Source organism: Nocardia sp. NPDC049526 (assembly GCF_044465765.1).
Classification (GTDB): domain Bacteria; phylum Actinomycetota; class Actinomycetes; order Mycobacteriales; family Mycobacteriaceae; genus Nocardia.
Genome location: NZ_JBITMA010000004.1, coordinates 612,011 through 628,786 on the forward strand (window position 1 = coordinate 612,011; position 16,776 = coordinate 628,786).

Below are 16,776 nucleotides of genomic sequence, written 5' to 3' on the forward strand. Positions count from 1 at the left end.
CCTACAGTCCTTCTCGGTCTTCCGCCGGATCGACATGATTGCGTCGTCCACGGAACGGAATCGACAGCGCGAAGCCGACGGCGAGCAGCGCCAGCAGAACCAGCGTCCCGATGATCGCGACCCGGCCGGGCACCGGATCGACATACGGCGGTGGCGCCGGTGCCGGCAGCGCTCGCGCCGCATCGGCGGCGATCGGCTGTGCGGGCAGTTGTGCGGTGAGCGCGGCGAGCGGGTCGATCAGCCCGGCGCCGAGCCGGTCATCTCGGCCCGGGCCGGGTTGCATCGCCGTGCGCGTGATCCGATCCATCACCTGCTGGGCCGACAGCTGCGGGAATCTGGCCCGCACCAATGCCGCCAGCCCGGAAACGTAGGCGCTGGAAAAGCTTGTGCCGTTGATGGATCCGGTGCCCTCGCTGGTCTGCACGGAGTCGACCACACCGGCCGCACCCGGTTTGCTGTCGAGCGAAACGATCCCCCGACCGGGTGCCGCGACACCGACCCAGGGGCCGTGGATGGAGAAGTCCGACGGCTTCCCATCGGGGTCCACCGAGGCGACCGACAGTACATAGGGGGTGAACCAGGCCGGGCTCACCACGGTCTTCACCGCACCCCAGCCGGTGCCGTCGTTCTGCGCGGCGCATGCCCCGCCCTGCTGGATATTACCGGCGGCGGTCACCACCACCACATTGCGGTCGTAGGCGTATTTCACCGCGGCGCCGAGTGCCGCATCGGCGGGACCAGATCCGCCTGCGGCACAGGCGACTTCGGAAATATTGAGCACCGTCGCGCCCATATCGACCGCGCGGACGACGGATGCGGCCAGGGTCATCACATTGCCGTAACCGGCCGAGCCGATCTTGCCCGGTTCGTCGCCGCGACCTCGATCCTTTGCTTCGAAGGCCAGGCTCAACTGCCGGATCGCGAGGATCTCCGCATCCGGTGCGACCCCGGCGAATCCGTCCTCCGGGCTGGGTTGAGCGGCGATCAGGCCGGCCACCAGGGTGCCGTGGCCGTCGCAGTCGTCGGTGCCATCCGAATTCGACACGAAGTCCCCGCCCGGCTGCACGGCGCGCAGGCGTGGGTGGCGCCGCACGCCGGTGTCGATCACCGCGACCTTCTGGCCGGCACCGCGGCTGAACTGCCAGGCGGCGGGCAGGTCGAGCAGCCGCTGTGGTTGCGGCGGATCACGCGGTGGGGCGCCGGCGAGTTTCGGTTCGGCGCACACCGAGCGCTGTTCGGTGGCCTCGGGTGGTCCGCCCCCACTGGCCGCTATCGCCGCACCGAGCGCACCGCCATCGATGACGGGCGGCCCGGCGGCGAAGGCCGGAGCGGGAAACCCGATCGTGGCGAGAGCGAGCAGCAGTATCGCTCCGGCCAGCCTCAGCACAAGTCGCATGCGGGAACCTCGGGTCACAGATTCCGAGCGGCCGAGTAGAGATCCATGATCCACAGCGCCAGCGGGATGCTGGTGACGATCAGGAGATATTCGAAGATCTCGCCGGCCCTGCGGACCACCGGCGAGAACTCGGTGTGCGGTGCGATGACACCGAAGGCGATCATCGCCGTTGAGACCGCCAGCACGATCGCGGCGATCGGCATCAGATACGACGATTGCCCGAGCCCGGCGGTGACCAGCGCCGCGAGCAGTGTGACGGCGCCGCCGACGATCAGCGTCCCGGCCTGGACCAGGTCCGCGAACGATCGCCCGCGCAGGCACAGGATCAGTCCGACGACGACCGCGAGCGCGACACCCTGCCATCGCGCGGTCCCCAACTGATCGGCGGCGAGCACCGCGGCGAGAAAGGCCGCGAGCGTGCTGGCGAGCAACTGACCGGATTGATAGTGGTTGGCGGCGTTGGCCCGCAGTTCGAGGCCCGCCGCCGACGGCAGCGCGGTCGCGCCGATGGCGCCGATATCGGCGATTGTCGGCCGCGGTTCGTGATCGGCCGGGTCGATCGCGCCGCCCGCGGTCGGAACCGGCGGCACCGGCAGCCGCGCGGCACCGACCGCGAGCCGTGGTGCCATGGTGATCACGATCAGTGCCGCAACAAGTACCCCGGCGGCGATCTTCGGTGTGCCGGCGTCCCACACCAGGCGAACCAGCGCCGCGAATCCACCGAACAGTACGAAGGTGGTCACCGTCGCGCACAGCATGGCGCCCACACCGGTGACGCTGTAGGCGATCACGGCGACGAACAGTGCTGTGGCACAAGCCAACAGCAGATGCGGACTGCCGAGATCACCCGGCACGAACAGGGCCGCCGACGCGGCGCACAGCAGCGTCGCGAACAGCGACAGCATCATCGCGGTCACCCGGGCCGCGTACTGGCGGATCGCGATCACCGCCGCGACGACGGCGGCGATACCGGCGCCGAGCGGGAGAAATCCGAGAAAGCCACTGGTGCCGTCCTGTTTGGCCACCACCAGCAGCCCGATCGCCGCCGATATCCCGGCCAGCGCGGTCATCAGCCCCGTCCAGCGGGCCGCGACCGGTGACCAACCGCGGAACGACTCCGTAGTCAGCCGGGACACCGCGTCGATGACATCGTCGAACAACGCCGGGGATTCCTTCGCCGTCACCGAGCGCAGCACAAGCAGTTCACCATCGAAGATCTGTGCGTCGATCAAGGTTTGGTTCGGCGGGATCGGATCGTGCCCGACCCTGGCAAGAGTCCAGTGCTCGGTGCGCAGCGGGGCGCCCTCGTCATCCGCGGCGAGATCCGGTGTGCGAGATTCGATCAGTCCGACCACATCGGTGATGAACGCGGCGATCGGAACGGTCGCGGGCAATCCCATGTCCAGCTGGGTATTTCCACCGATGATCGACACACGGCACAATTCCGGATCCGCGGCTCCCACGCTCCCGGTCGAAGGCTCTCTCACGAGTCTGCAGGCTCCTCATTCACGCGCTCGAGCAGGACAAGGCTCTCAATCTATACCTGCGCCTGTCGTATGCTGAGCAAATCTCGTCCGCATCGCACGCTTTGGGGGCTCTCCCGTATGCCTGACAATCGCCAAGCACAACGCGCTTTCGACGCCGGCGTATTGTCGTTGGGCCTTACCATCGACGGCCAGGAATCCACCCGTGACCTGGAATATGCCCAGCTCGCGTTCACCCGGGCAACCGAATGGGACCCCGAGATGTGCGATGCGTGGCTGGGCCGCGCGGCGGCCGGGGAGGTCACCCGCGAGGTCATTTTCAACCTCTACAAAACAAGTTCGACTTCCCTGTTCCGGGAACAACGCCGTCTCGGTTTGCGTCCCCGCGAGCTCGCCGGCCGCTTCGTGATAGGCCAGTACATCGACTATCCGCTCGCCAGTTTCGTCGAGATCATGTTGGCACAGGCGGCGACGTTGATCGCCGACGGCGACTACGACGAAGCCGAGCGGGTACTCGACGACCTCGCCCGGCATCGAAAATCTCAACTGTCACAAGAGGATCGCTCGGCCGACGACCGCATCTGTGCATATGTCCGCGGCTCGCTGCACTATCAGACCCAGCGCTGGCCCGATGTGATGACGGTACTGGCCGGCTCCGCGGAGTGGGACGACCCCTATATGGCCGCGGCCGCACATGTGATGGTCGGCACCGCGTGTGCCCAGCTGGGATTGTTCGGCGAGGCCATCCGCCGTATGGAGCAGGCCGAGCAGGGCCCGATCCCCGCCGCCGCGGTCTCCGCTCGATTCTGCCGCGGCCTGTGCCTGCGCGAAACGGGACATGAGACCGAGGCACAGGCATTGTTCGAGAAGGTGTTCTCCGAGGCTCCGGATTTCGAGGCCAATGCGCAGGCGATGCGGGACCGCAAGTATCGCATCACGACCACCACCCAGGAACGGATCGACGCTCGCACCAACCGATGGGATCCGTCCTCGGCACCGTCGGCCGAGCAGATCGATCGCGAGGAGCGCGACGACAAGGCCAAGTTGATTCTCGATGCCGCTCGCACGGAACTCGACGAACAGATCGGCCTGGCAGCGGTCAAGACCCAGGTGGCCAAACTGCAGGCCACCGCACAGCTGGCGAAGATCCGCGCCGGCAAGGGGATGGCCAGCGTGCCGCGCGGCCAGCATCTGGCCTTCACCGGTCCGCCCGGAACCGGCAAGACGACGGTCGCCCGCGTGGTCGCCAAGATCTATTGCGGGCTCGGCCTCTTGAAGAGCGACTCGCTGGTGGAGGCCAAGCGCGCCGACTTCGTCGGCGAGCATCTGGGCAGCACGGCGATCAAGACATCCAAGCTGATCGACAGCGCGATGGACGGTGTGCTGTTCATCGACGAGGCCTACACCCTGGTGCAGTCGGGTCTGCAGGGCGGCGACGCCTTCGGACGTGAGGCGATCGATACCCTGCTGGCCCGTATGGAGGACGATCGGGACCGCCTGGTGGTCATCATCGCCGGATACGACGGCGAGATCGATCGGCTGCTGGCGGCCAACGACGGTCTCGCCTCCCGGTTCGCCAAGCGGGTGAAGTTCGATTCCTACACACCGGACGAACTGGGCGAGATCGGGGAATACATTGCGCGCAAACGAGATTCGTCGATCACCGATGAGGCGCTCGACCTACTGGTCGAGGCGTGCACCGAGCTGTACAACCGCCAGAGTACCGACCAGAACGGTCAACCGCGCCGCGGCATCGACCTGGTCGGCAACGGACGTTTCATCCGCAACCTCATCGAATCGGCCGAGGAGGAGCGCGAATTCCGGCTGGCCAATGACGAGACCCTGGACCTGACCGATATCGACGAAGCGGTCCTGATGCGCATCGAGGCGGAGGATATGCGCAACGCACTCGCGAATATTCTGGGCTAGCAGGGTAGTCGGCGCCGTTGCCGGGACCTCACAAAGTGTCGTGGCTCACCAGGGCCTGCTGGGCGGACAGGGTCGGCCCGGGGACCAGCTGACCGACGATCGGCCACGGGGCCGGCAGCGGCTTGTCCGCCAAACCGAGGATCTTCGCCGTTTCGGCGTCGGGGATGCCATAGCGAACACCGTTGTCGCCCACATAGAACAGCGTGCCGCGACGCTCGCTGTCGGAATCGATCGCGGCGGCTTGAATGAACTCCCCGGTGCTCGGGGGGATGAAGGCGGCATCGAGGCGGTCACCGGTACCATCGGCGGTGGTGAGCTCGACCGGAATCGACGACTTCGCCAGTGGCAGCTCACGTCCCGCGAGCACCGTCACCACCGCCCCCTCCCCCACGGCATTCGCCGTCCAGGACACACATCCGACCGGCGCCTTCTCGGCGGAGACGATCACCGGCGTTTGTTTCGGGAAGTGGTCGACCGGAAGCACCGTGAGCAGCGGAACGCCGACCAGCCGGTCCGGCGGCACGGTCGTGATCTCGCTCATTCCCTGGGAATTCGCGTTGCGGATCATCTCGGCGGCAAACGGCGACACCCGCTGTACTCCGGCGGAGAGCACGACATACAGCGCATCGGAATCGACCCCGCGCACCCGGATGACACCACCGACCGGAACATCGGACAACCGGCCCGGACCGGGCTCACCGATTCGGTTGATCGGCGGGGGCGGGGTCAAGGCCGGTACCTCGATAGTGGCATTCAGCAGACCGGCACTGATCGGCCTCGGCGCAACCTTGCCCGCCCCGAGTGCCCTGGCCACGATCGAATCGTTGAGGTCGACCTCGGCACGCTTGCCGTCGAAGATCAGGAAGGTCTTTCCGTCCCGGGTCGCCAGGAGTGCCTGTGCCGGATTCAGTGGCCGGGCAGCGGTTTCCGCGGAGGTGTCGAGTCCACCGGCGATCACGGTCGATTCCGCGCCCGAGGCCCCGGTGGCACTGCCCGCCGACGACAACGGCACGGCATCGCAGAGCGTCCAGGTCGGCCGGTTGCCCGCCGAGGATCCGGGCAGCGTCGCCGGGGCGCCCGGGATCCCGAGCAACGGACCGCGCGGCATACTGCCGAGTTTGGACTCCTTCACCGAGGTCGGCGCCTCGTTGCTCTGGGTGATCAATCGGGCCGAAGCCAGATTCAGTACCGGATGCAACGTGTTGTCGACGACGACGTACAGCGCGCCGCTGTCCTTGGCCATCACGATCTTCGCGTCGCCGATGGAACCCTGCGGACGCAGGAACGACAGGATCGCCGCGCCCGCGATGATCAGGATGCCGAGTACCGTGCTGACGATCAGCGAGCGCGACTGCGACCGCATCGGATCGTGCAGCATGCGGACGTCACGGCGCACCAGCGCGTGCTCATAGCGGCGCAACAGGAACCGGTATCCGTTGACCTGGGCACGTGTAGTCAGCTGGGCCGGCACGATTCCTCCGAAACAGATCTGGGGTGACGAGGGGGTATACCCACCTGAGGTGAGTACAGTAGCGAAGCCATCGACGTTCGGTCCATGATGAGCACATGGCGACGACGACTGCCGGCCCCGCGGCGCAACCCGCTGCCCCACCGCTGAGCTCACCGCAATTCTGGTTGTTCCGGGTGCTACCGCTACGCCTGGTGGTTCCCGTACTCCTGGTCGCGATCGCCGTCGCCTTCGCGGTAATCGCCTGTGGCGCACCCTGGTACGCGGCAGCCGCCGGTGGTGTGGCGGTCACACTGATCGGGCTTGTGCGGGTGCGCGGCACCTGCGCGGCGGCGTCCCTCGCGGACGCATTCGCGTTCCGCTGGCATTCCCAGCGTTGGGGATCCGACACCCAGCACATCCCGTTCGACGTACCGGCTCCCGACGGCGGGAGTTACGGTATGCGCTGGGGCGGTGCCCGGTTGATCACCATGTTGCGCATCGACGCGCCGCCGCAGAATGTGACACTGCTGAGCCCGAGCGGCCTGAATACCGGCGAGATGGTGCCACTGCCCGAAATCGCCCGCTGCCTGAGCCAATTCGATATCGACCTCGACTCGATCGACGTGATCACCACCGGTTCGCGCACTTCCGATGCCGGCCGGGTGGCCCAGCTGTACGAGCAGATCCTGGGCCCGCTGCCCGCGGTCGCGCACCGCACGGCATGGGTGGTGCTGCGGTTCGACCCGCTGGCCAATGCGCCCGCGATCGACCGTCGCGGCGGCGGCCCGGCCGGCACATTGCGGTCCGCGATCGTCGCGACCCGGCGCGTGACCAACCGCCTCGCGGCCCGCGATCTGACAGTGTCGGTGTTGTCGGCGACCGAGATCACCGCGGCCGTGCACCAGCTCACCCTCAATGCCGACCTCACCCGGCTCGACGAGACCTCGCACAGCGTCGAGCACGACGGAATCCATTCCGCCACTTACCGTATGACTCCCGAAGCGCTCGGCCCACGCGGACTGGCGGAGGTATGGGCGACCCCGAGTCTGGCGACCACCGTCACCCTGCGGCTACGTCGCGCCACCGGCACTCCGACCCACCGGGCCGATCGCGGACCGGCAACCATCTCGGTGTCGGCGACGGTGCGTTTCGATGCTCGCGATCAGCCGGCCAAGGTATCGAGTCCGGGTCTGGTCGCCCTGTCCGGTAAACACCGTCGCGCCATGCTGGATCGGCTGCCGATCAATGTCCAAGGACCCGCACTGCCGATCGAGAGCTATCTGGGAACGCCGGATTCGCTGGCCGATCTGTTCACCCCGATCACCGGATGCGGGCAGATCGTCGGCGCCGATTTCTCCGGACAGGGCGTCGCATTGCCGCTGGTCGGTCAGTACATCCGCCGGGTCGAGATCATCGGATCGCTGCTCATCGTGAAACAGGTGATTCTGCGCGCGATCGCGCTGGGAGCGACCGTCGTGGTGCACACCAATCGCCATGAGGCCTGGCGTGCCATGGTGGCGAGAGTCGATGCACCACAGGCACTGTCGCTGGCCGGATGGTCGGCCAGTTCACAGCAGGCGAGTTCGTATCGGTCGGCGACGGTGGTCGTCTACGACGGTATCGTGCCCTCCACGCATCATTCCGACGCGACCGTCATCCTGTTGCGCCCGCAGGGAAGTCACGGAATCGAGAACTTCACCGCCGACATCGTACTGACCGAGGATCCACAGACGGCGAATCTGGTCACCGTCCACACGGCGACGGAGCAGACCTCGGTCTACATGGTCGCGACTCCCGCGGAGATGGAGTATCTCGATACCGGAATGGTTATGGCCGACTGACAGCACAACGCCACCGGCCCGTGCACGCGATCATGCACGGGCCGTTCGGAATCGACGCGACTACATTCCTTCGAAGCTTTGGTAGATCTTCTGGTCGGCATGCTGGGCATTGCCGAGCGCCCGATCGACCGCATCACGCAGGTTTTCGAGCTTCGTTGCGGTGTCGGAGAACTCGTTCTCCCAGTTCTTGTGCGCCTTGCTGAATGCGATGGCCGAGTCGTTGTCTTCCCAGCCAACTTTGATCAGTTTATCCGCGGCCGACTCCAGGTGCGCGATCTGGGTGTGCAGGTTCTTGTAATGCTCGTCGAGCTGCCCCAGCAGCGGGACAAGGAATTTGGGGTCGTAAAGCATATCGATTCCTTCCGGATGTGATGGTCGGCGAGGTGCTACACCAGGTTGGTGAAGTTGTCGACGTTGTCGGCATCGACACTGGTCTTGGTCTTGCCGCCCTCGAAGATCTTCGACGTCATATCGTCGAGCTTGACCCGCAGCCGCTCGCCTTCGTCCGCCCACGCATCGGCGGCCTTACCACATGCGGTATTGGCGTCACCCTGCCAGCCGGGCTTGGCGGCGTTGATGTCGTCGCCGATCCCCGCGATCGTCTTCTTGATCTCTCCCACCGCCGTCATGAAATCATTCACAACCTGGGCGGCAGCGGCATCGTCGAGACTTACCTTGCTCATTGTTCAGTCCTTCTCATTCTGCGGTGTCGGGTGTATTCAGTTGGTGTTGCCGGTAATTCGCACAGTCAGCCCTCGACAGCGCGTGAGCTAGGGCATCCACCTTCCTCCGGGCAGGGAATCGATCAGAGCCGAAACCGACTGTGCGATCCGGTGATCGGAGCCCGGGGTGAAGGTGGACCAGACCCGGAGGTCCTGGGCTGCTCCGGGGCTGGCGACGATGCGGCCGCGTGCGGTGTCGTACACCGCGACCGATCCGAGGGCCCGGGTCGTCACCGCGTCGGAGGTGGTGTAGGCGACGATTTCGGCGTGTGCGAAGCAGGTCGACATGGCCAGCCCGAATTCGATCGCATCGCGTTCGTCGGCCACTCCCAGCGAATACAGCGCCTGGGTGAAGTCGCTCGAGGTCGTTGCGCCGTCGAACAACAGTCGCAGATCCTCGGCGAGCGCGCTGAAATTGGCGATGGGCGCGGGCTCGCATGCGCCGAGGGCGGACAGTATCGGACGGGCCAACGCGGTTCCGCTGTCGTCGGCCCAAGTGGTGCGGATATCGAAATCGCCGCCTTGACGAATGGCCAGCGCGTGTTCGAACCCTCTGCGCGCCAGGCAGATTCGTATCGGTCCCGATTCGGTATAGATGCGCGCCACCAATTCCCGATCCGGCTGCGCCAATACATGCAGTGCGGCCGCGAGGTCGGACTCGACCTCGTCGTAGCCGTCGATCAGGCCGGCGCCGCGCAGATCGGATAACGCCTGCTGTTGCGCGGCATGCCAGGCGTCGACCGAATCCTGCTGCGGGCAGGCCCCGAGTACAGTCGGCAGGGTCTGCACGCCGAGCATGTCCGACACTGCGAGCAGCCCGTCGTTCGTCAACGTCGGCATATCGCTCTCCTCCCTCCGGGCGGCGTCATGGCTGTGCCTTCCCCGGCGCGGGCTCGTTCTGCTCGGCAACACCACCGAGCACCGGCGGTGCGGCCTCGATACCGGTTTCCAAATGCATGGCATCACCGGGGCGTGGTGTCGGGGCAGCCCCCGCGCGGACAGTGCGTTCGGCCTCGCCCATGCCCGCGCCACCCGGGGCCATGCCGCCGGGCATCATCCGGCCGGTGGCATCCTCCGCGTGCACCGGCACCGGTTGTGCCGCAACGACTTCCTCAACGGACACCGACTGCGTGACGGTCTGTGCCCGATACGCCGTCTGCGCCAGCGGCATCGAGGGCAGCCCCGGGAGGACGGGCATGAAACCACCGCCGGGCATCGCGGGCATCGCCGCGGCCGTCGATGCCACCGCCGCATTCTGCTCGGCGTCCAGTGCGACACTGGTCGCGATCACCGGTGGATGGTCCTGCACCCAGGGAGTCGCCAGCGGCGTGGTCGCGGACTCATAGCTCTGCATCACCCGTGCGGCATCGGCTTTCGCGAGATCCTGTTCGCTGTCGACCTGCGCCGCCGCGGCGACCAGTGGCGCGCCGAGCGCGGCACCCGCGTGCTCGATGCTCTGTTTGACAGCTTCCAATGCCGCGATCTCGGCGACATGCGGCATCGCGAGCCTGGCCACCTCATAGGCGGCGGCCTGGCCCGCCGCACTGGTGGCATTGCGGCCCGCAGATGCGGCCGCATCGACGAGCCAATCACGCAGCTTGCCGATCCGCTCCAGGACGAGATCACTGCTGTCCGACCGCCACGACTCCCGCAGCTCCGCCACGATCTGGTCGTATTCACCGACCGCCGCACCGAAGCTGGCGGCCAGCTGCGTCCATGCCGTACCGGCTTCGGCCATCGGCGCCGCGCCGCGACCCGTGGTCAAATCACGTGCCAGCTGTTCGGTGGGTCTGGCGGGCCAGACCACACCGGTGAAGCCGATTACCGGCGGCTCGACCATCCCTGCTCCCGTTGCTATTTCACTGCCCGGAAGCCGGCCGCGTTGTCGTCGTCCATCCGATCCATCACATCGGTCTGGGAACGCAGTGCGGCGGCCAGCTTGCGGACCTCGAGAATGCCCGCCGTGGCGGCTTCGTCATAGGACGAGGCGACCGAGCGCAGCGATTGCGCGGCGCGCACCGACACCTCGTCGGTCCCGGCCGGTTCGACGGCGAGTACCGGCAGTCGCGCACGCAGGTCGGCCTCGAGCCGCGCCGCGAGCGCGTCCAATGCCGTCGCCGACTTGCGGGCCTGCGTCGATTCGAATTCCATGATGATCTCCCGTCAGAGGGTGAGTGCCTTGTCCGGCGGATCGGAATCCAGTCGCCCCGAAGCTTGTTCGGGTGCGCCGACCACCGGCATCGATACACCTTCGACAGCACCGACGACCTCGTCGCCGTGCTGCCCGGTGACCAGTAGCCCGCGCAGGCCCTCGGTCGTTTGCTCTTCTTGCGCACGCGCACCGGCCGCACCCGCGGCACCGGCCAGCGGCATCGCGCCGGGCGAGGTGGCCGCACCGCGCACCGGCGAAGCCTGGACAGCGGACGCCGTCTCCGCGGCGGGCATACTGGCACCCGCCGGTCCGAAGGAAGTGCCGCCGCGAACACCGGCCCACGGAGTCAGCTGGCGCGCTTGCCCTCCCACTATCGGGGCGCCGACACCTGCCGCACCTCCGCCGAGCGCACCACCGGGGTTGCGCAACTCGGCCTCGTGGCGTGCCCGCTCCATATCGGCATCCTGATCGGCGATCCCCTTCGCCGGATTCAGCGCGGTCTGGGCGGTCTGCAGCGCCTGGCCACCCGCAGTCGCCAGCTGACCGAGCGGCCCCACCAGTTGCATCATCTGCTGCACTGCCTGTGACGGATCGACGTTTTTCGGCGCTCCGGTCACCGGGACCTTCGTTCCGGTTTTGGTCATGGCCGCGCTGTGCACGGTGAGTTCGGCACGAGTCTTGGCGACGCAGGCGGTGGCCTCGGCGAGAGTATCGGCCGTGAGGGCGACCACGAACGCCTGCCCGGGTGGGGTGGGCAGGAAAGGAGCCGCGGCCACCAGCGAGGTCATGAACTTCGCGATGATCCCCGACATCATCGTGGCACCTTGAAAGACACTGCCCGCCGCGGCGGTGACGCCGACCGATGTCTGCGCACTCTGCTCCGAGACGGCCGTTCCGTCCGCCGCGGCCCGAGTCGCCTTCTTACCGGCGGCGGTGGCTGCGTCACTCTGCCACAACATCTGCGCTATCTGCATGGCGGAGGTGCCGAGCGACACCGCCGTCTGCACGACCGATGACACCTGGGACAGCGCCTGCACCGGATCGATCGCGGGGGCCGCCGCCGGATTGACCCCGGGCTCCTCGGAGCCGACGTGGCCCACGGCGGGGATACGCCCGGTGCCGAAACTGCCGGCCAGATCGGTGAGCGGTTTCGCCAGCACGGACAGATCGAGCACCGGTAGCGGCGGGAACTCCGGCATCGGCGGCAGTGCCGGAACCTGCGGCAACTGCGGCAGCCCCAGATCCTTCAGGACATCGTTCACCGGCCTGTCCACTGCCTGCCCAATGGTGCTGTGGCGCAACAGGTCTACGACCGACTGATCCAGCGGCGCGTTCATGGATCAGCCGCTTATCTTCCCGAAATCGGCGGATGCGACGGCTTCGGTGCCGTCGTAGAGGGCCGCGCTCTCATAGGCGGCAACCGCCGACATTCCGTGCACATGCGCCAGCTCGGCCACCGAGGTCAGGTTGTTGGCCTGCGCGACAGCGAAGGTAGCCAGGAAATCCTGGCCGATCAGCCCGAAGACCGGTATCGCGGCAGCCATGGTCGCGACCTGATTCGTCGCTCCCGCCAGCGCGACATCGGTCGCCAAGGCCGCGGAGGCGTCACCGTACCGGCGAATGGCATCGGTCGTAGCTACTATTTTATTCATCGCAAACCTTCACTGCCGGAACATGATTGTTTCGCATTGTTGAATGTAGCGGGTTACCGCGGCCGTGCCTCGGCGGAACCACCCACTCGTGGTAAGGGGTCATTGTCGTGATACGCGCCCCCTCTACTCGGCAGCCTCTTCGTTGAACGCGGCAACCAGATCGCCACGTTCGGCAAAAGCACTTTGCGCCGCACGACTCGCCGTGTCGATCACGAGCCGCTCGAACTCGGCCGGAGTCAACTTCGCGATCCCCGCCGACAATTCGAGCTCCTGGAGCGCCCCGTTCCCGTCGACCACGACGGTGACGACTCCGTCGGATGAGGTCTCGCGGCCGCGCACCGCACCCATCTCGTCGGCGAGGTCGCGCAGCCGTTCCAGGCTGCGCTGCGCCCGCGCCTCGAGATCGTCCATCGCCTTACTCATACCGACCGCAACCAACTCTGCGGCTCGACCTCGTACTCGGATTCTTCGATGAGTTCTTGGCGGGCAACATCTTCCGGCTTGGGGAGCCCGGTCAGCGCGAGAACATCACTGCTCAGCCCCGCCTCCCGCAACTCCGCCCGGCGCGCGAGGCCGGCTCGATTCGCCGACTGCTTACACAATCTGACGATCTCGGCCGCCAACTCGGCGGGGGGACGACGCAATTCACCGCGTTCGACCTTGATGCCGACCGGCAAACCCTGTTCAGTGGTCTCCACCGAGATCGAGCCACTCCTTGATGCGGCTGTCCACATAACACCCCTCATCATTTGCGATCTGCCGGCTCGTTACGACACCCCAAAGGGTTTGTCGAGCAGTGTACTGCGACCGAAGATCGACCAGACGTTAAGGCATTGCCACCACTGAGAAGTGGATCATGGGTCGGGGTACACGTCCATGCCAGACTGGATCGAATTCTCGGCGATAGTCAGGAGCGGACCCATGGTTGACACCACGGCCTTGCCCCAGTCGGCTGCCCACACCTGGAGGCACCGATGATCGATGGTGGCGGTAGTGGCGAGGCGCCCGAGGTTCGCGGCCCGGTCAATTCCCCCGGCAAGAAGGCCGAGGACCCCTGGAAAGACATCACCAAGCAGGTGGCCGACGGCAAGCTCCGGTTCGAGCCCTCTGCCGCTACGCAGGCGGCCACGGAATGCGTGAACGCACTCGCCGGAATCAGCCGTATCCAGGAAAAGCTCAACGGTATGAACCCTCTCAGCCCGTTGAGTCAATTGAAGTCCGGCTCGGCGCTGGCAACCCTGTTCAATGCCACTCGCCACGGCTTGAGCGAGGTGTTGCAGACACACAGCACCGCATTGGACGAAATGCTGAATACGTTCAAGGATGCGGGTAAGAAATATATCGAGGTCGACCTGGATTCCGCGCACGATATGGATCCGGCTCTGAAAAAGAGCATGATCGCGGATTTGGACGGGATCAAGCCGAAATCGGCCGCCGACGCCGGAAAATTTCAAACCGAGATGCCGAAACGCGGTAAGGCGCCGGCAACCGAATACATGGACGTCAACTACGAAGGGGTACCCGTCAAGAGTAAAGAGCCACGATCAGCTTCCGAGCTGGAAGAACAAGGAATACCTCTCGGTAGCCGCGATTTCATCAACGGCGGCAAGAAGCTGACGGAAGACCAGATTGTCGATTCGTCCCAGGGCCGGGCGGAGCTCAGTCAATTCGTCAAGCCTGCCGGGCTCCCGGACACATTGGTCAACTCCATGGGATCGAATCAGACTCAGGTGAAAGCACTGGAGCTCTGGCGGCTCGAATCCGGCCCCAACCCCGAGAACCCGGACAGCCAGTCGTGGCGCGATCTGTACAACCTCGGTCAGACGGCCGGGCACGCGGTCAAACCGGTGCTCGACGCCGCGCTGGCGTGGCAATCGATGGCGAACGAGCTGAAAAAGACCAGCAAAACACTCGCCCAGTATGCGGTGGACAAGTCACTGTGGGAAGGACACGGGGTAGACGGAGCCGTCAAAGCGGTCGAGAACTACCACACGAAGGCAAAAGCCCTGGCTACACAAATCACTGATATGGGTAAGACCCTCGAATACACGTCGGAATGGCTGGCGAACACCAAGGCCGGTATGCCTCAAAAACCTGATCCGCCGAAGCCGGTGATGGTAACCGGGTACACAGAAGACCCGTTGACCGGTAACTCGTCATATGACGTCGATATGGCGGCCGCAAACCAACGAAATCTTGCGATACACCGCCAGAACATGGAAAACAACTATGTTCAGGGCGTCCAGACTTCATCGCTGTTCGTTCCATCAATGGACAAGTTGCCGGTAACCACTCCGAATAAGAGCGAAAAGCCGGATGGCAAACAAGACACCGGCCCCGATGGTAAGGGGGGCGGCACGAACACCACCCCCAGCGGCGGGGGCACCGGCCTCACCCCCACCGGCGGGGGCACCGGCCTCAACCCCAGCGGTGCCGGCACCGGCACCATTCCGACCGCGGCCTCCAACTACAGTCCGGTCGACCCGTCCAAGCTCGCACAGGGAGTCGACGACCGCACCACCTCCCAGGCCGAGACACCGAACTACACGGCAACCACTCCGGCCACGGCTGATCCCACCCAATCCGCCACCCAGACATCAGGTTTGGATGGTCTGAGCCAAGCGGCCGGGCTCGCCCAGCAAGGTATCGGCGGCGCCCAGAGCGCGATGCAGGCCGCTGCACAAGCCGCGCAGCAAGCAGCGGCGAGCGGGCTGACTGCGGCCCGAGCCAACGCGCCGGCATTCCCCGCAGGGTCGGGTGCATCGAGTACCGGCGGTGGTGGTGCCGGCAAGATCGGCGGTGGTGCCGGGCTGAGCGGTAGCGCGGCTGCCGCACTGCAGAAGGAAGCCGACGCGGCGCGGTTGTTTCCCCGGGCGAATGCTGCCGGACCGGCCTCGCCACTCGGCCGCCTCAGCGGAATACCGGGCGCCGGTGTGCCCGCGAGCGGTGCGCCCGGTTCTCCCGGTGCGGGCGCCGGCCAGGGCCAAGGGCAGGGCAAGGAGTACAAGCGGCCCAAGTACCTCGAGTCCAGCAAACATCTGGAAGAGGCGCTGGGTGAGGCGCCGGCGGTAGCCAAGGCCGTCGTGGAGAAGTAACTGTGGAGAAATGACCCGAACCTGGAAATTCACCGACCTAGAGTTCGTCGTCGCTTGGGAGGCCGTGGAGGCGGATGTGCTTCCATCCCCCTTCATCTTCACCAGCAGCACGCCGCTGTACGAGGACTTCCAGCGCGAGAAACGGGAACTCCGTGCGCAATTGGGCAGCAGGATCGACGATGTCGCACCGGTGCTGGATATCGTTGCGCGGCCGGATATCCGGATCGAACTGCACGGGTGGGGCAGCGACTTCGACGACGCCGACAGCCAGATCCGCCTGCTCGCGGTCCGCCGCGAAGGCTACGGATATCTGCTGAAGCAGTTGCCCGGCGAAACCGCTTGGCACAGCGGCGGTTACACCATCAGCGAATGCGGTCCACTGGAGCTCGCGGATCTCCTCATCGCCGAACTCCCGGAGGCCACCCCCGGCAAGCTCCCCGATGTCGTACTCGCCCCGCGCGACCGCAACCCCGATCTGGACTATTCCTATGGCCAGTCGCTGGTAGCGGACACCTTCGACGACACCGTCGACCGCCTGGCCGACCAATTCCTCCGCACCCCCGCCACCGGCGAGGGGATCATCGAAGTCGAGCAGGGACTATCCCGCTTCGGTCCCCGCGGCGTAGCCCGCAGCCGATTGGGCTGGCGAGACCTCGCCGACGACGGCCGCTACGCCATCACTACTGCCACTCCACCGGTTGCCGTGCCCGCCGACACCAAACGGCTTGCCGCCCTGTTGAATTCGGGCATCGCAGAAGTGATCAAGGCCATCAAGGACGAACGGCGCTGACGCGAGCTCTCGTGGCCGATGGCCTGCGCCGGGTCACCAGTGCGCCACGACCATTCGGTCAACGGTTACCGACCGGCCCCGCCGAATCGTCCGACGACCGACGCGGCTGTTCCCGTGCAGCCGAAAGCCCACCGACAAGAACTGAAACGGCCGCCCGCACAGTCGTCCCCACCGAATCACGATCGATACCACACGCCTCGACAATCTCCGGCAACGACTGCCCGACAAACCACCGAACAAATACCTCCCGACGCCGATCAGTGTC

At 66.0% G+C, this 16,776-nt stretch carries 16 protein-coding genes; 4 read left to right on the forward strand and 12 right to left on the reverse strand.

Annotated elements, in window-relative coordinates:
- Position 1 precedes the first annotated feature (1 nt).
- Positions 2 to 1,396: a type VII secretion-associated serine protease mycosin gene (gene mycP / locus ACIBW7_RS16360; RefSeq protein ID WP_397047028.1), complete on the reverse strand. Its 1,395-nt coding sequence runs from the start codon at positions 1,394 to 1,396 to the stop codon at positions 2 to 4.
- Between the two features lie 14 nt (positions 1,397 to 1,410).
- Positions 1,411 to 2,883, reverse strand: a complete 1,473-nt coding sequence (eccD, locus tag ACIBW7_RS16365) for a type VII secretion integral membrane protein EccD (protein WP_397047029.1) — start codon at positions 2,881 to 2,883, stop codon at positions 1,411 to 1,413.
- Between the two features lie 117 nt (positions 2,884 to 3,000).
- Here eccD and eccA point away from each other — a divergent pair, with 117 nt between their 5' ends.
- Positions 3,001 to 4,809, forward strand: coding sequence for a type VII secretion AAA-ATPase EccA (eccA, locus tag ACIBW7_RS16370; RefSeq protein WP_397047030.1), 1,809 nt, complete (start codon positions 3,001 to 3,003; stop codon positions 4,807 to 4,809).
- Between the two features lie 28 nt (positions 4,810 to 4,837).
- On the opposite strand, the gene eccB is transcribed toward eccA, so the two are convergent.
- A complete protein-coding gene (gene eccB, locus ACIBW7_RS16375) occupies positions 4,838 to 6,280 on the reverse strand; it encodes a type VII secretion protein EccB (protein ID WP_397047031.1) in 1,443 nt (480 codons plus the stop codon).
- Positions 6,281 to 6,375: 95 nt separating this feature from the next.
- On the opposite strand from eccB, the gene eccE reads away from it, so the two are divergent.
- Positions 6,376 to 8,100 (forward strand): type VII secretion protein EccE, encoded by a 1,725-nt coding sequence (eccE, locus tag ACIBW7_RS16380; RefSeq protein WP_397047032.1) that lies wholly within the window; start codon positions 6,376 to 6,378, stop codon positions 8,098 to 8,100.
- Between the two features lie 60 nt (positions 8,101 to 8,160).
- Here eccE and ACIBW7_RS16385 read toward each other — a convergent pair whose 3' ends face one another.
- The 9 genes from ACIBW7_RS16385 to ACIBW7_RS16425 form a co-directional block, all read right to left on the reverse strand.
- Positions 8,161 to 8,451: a WXG100 family type VII secretion target gene (locus ACIBW7_RS16385; RefSeq protein ID WP_397047033.1), complete on the reverse strand. Its 291-nt coding sequence runs from the start codon at positions 8,449 to 8,451 to the stop codon at positions 8,161 to 8,163.
- Positions 8,452 to 8,486: 35 nt separating this feature from the next.
- On the reverse strand, positions 8,487 to 8,783 hold the full coding sequence (locus ACIBW7_RS16390; RefSeq protein ID WP_397047034.1) for a hypothetical protein: 297 nt from the start codon (positions 8,781 to 8,783) through the stop codon (positions 8,487 to 8,489).
- 87 nt (positions 8,784 to 8,870) lie between these two features.
- Positions 8,871 to 9,662, reverse strand: coding sequence for an ESX secretion-associated protein EspG (locus ACIBW7_RS16395; protein WP_397047035.1), 792 nt, complete (start codon positions 9,660 to 9,662; stop codon positions 8,871 to 8,873).
- Between the two features lie 25 nt (positions 9,663 to 9,687).
- A complete protein-coding gene (locus ACIBW7_RS16400; RefSeq protein WP_397047036.1) occupies positions 9,688 to 10,662 on the reverse strand; it encodes a PPE domain-containing protein in 975 nt (324 codons plus the stop codon).
- 14 nt (positions 10,663 to 10,676) lie between these two features.
- The gene (locus ACIBW7_RS16405) at positions 10,677 to 10,973 is read right to left on the reverse strand and encodes a PE domain-containing protein (protein ID WP_397047037.1); all 297 of its coding nucleotides are present in this window, start codon (positions 10,971 to 10,973) and stop codon (positions 10,677 to 10,679) included.
- A gap of 12 nt (positions 10,974 to 10,985) precedes the next feature.
- A complete protein-coding gene (locus tag ACIBW7_RS16410; RefSeq protein WP_397047038.1) occupies positions 10,986 to 12,311 on the reverse strand; it encodes a hypothetical protein in 1,326 nt (441 codons plus the stop codon).
- Positions 12,312 to 12,314: 3 nt separating this feature from the next.
- Positions 12,315 to 12,626, reverse strand: a complete 312-nt coding sequence (locus ACIBW7_RS16415; RefSeq protein WP_397047039.1) for a hypothetical protein — start codon at positions 12,624 to 12,626, stop codon at positions 12,315 to 12,317.
- A gap of 123 nt (positions 12,627 to 12,749) precedes the next feature.
- Positions 12,750 to 13,037 (reverse strand): YbaB/EbfC family nucleoid-associated protein, encoded by a 288-nt coding sequence (locus ACIBW7_RS16420; protein ID WP_397047040.1) that lies wholly within the window; start codon positions 13,035 to 13,037, stop codon positions 12,750 to 12,752.
- 8 nt (positions 13,038 to 13,045) lie between these two features.
- The gene (locus ACIBW7_RS16425; RefSeq protein ID WP_397047041.1) at positions 13,046 to 13,324 is read right to left on the reverse strand and encodes a hypothetical protein; all 279 of its coding nucleotides are present in this window, start codon (positions 13,322 to 13,324) and stop codon (positions 13,046 to 13,048) included.
- A 276-nt stretch (positions 13,325 to 13,600) separates the two neighbouring features.
- Here ACIBW7_RS16425 and ACIBW7_RS16430 point away from each other — a divergent pair, with 276 nt between their 5' ends.
- Both ACIBW7_RS16430 and ACIBW7_RS16435 read left to right on the forward strand, forming a co-directional pair.
- On the forward strand, positions 13,601 to 15,721 hold the full coding sequence (locus tag ACIBW7_RS16430; RefSeq protein WP_397047042.1) for a hypothetical protein: 2,121 nt from the start codon (positions 13,601 to 13,603) through the stop codon (positions 15,719 to 15,721).
- A 10-nt stretch (positions 15,722 to 15,731) separates the two neighbouring features.
- Positions 15,732 to 16,511: an ESX secretion-associated protein EspG gene (locus tag ACIBW7_RS16435; protein WP_397047043.1), complete on the forward strand. Its 780-nt coding sequence runs from the start codon at positions 15,732 to 15,734 to the stop codon at positions 16,509 to 16,511.
- Positions 16,512 to 16,776 lie beyond the last annotated feature (265 nt).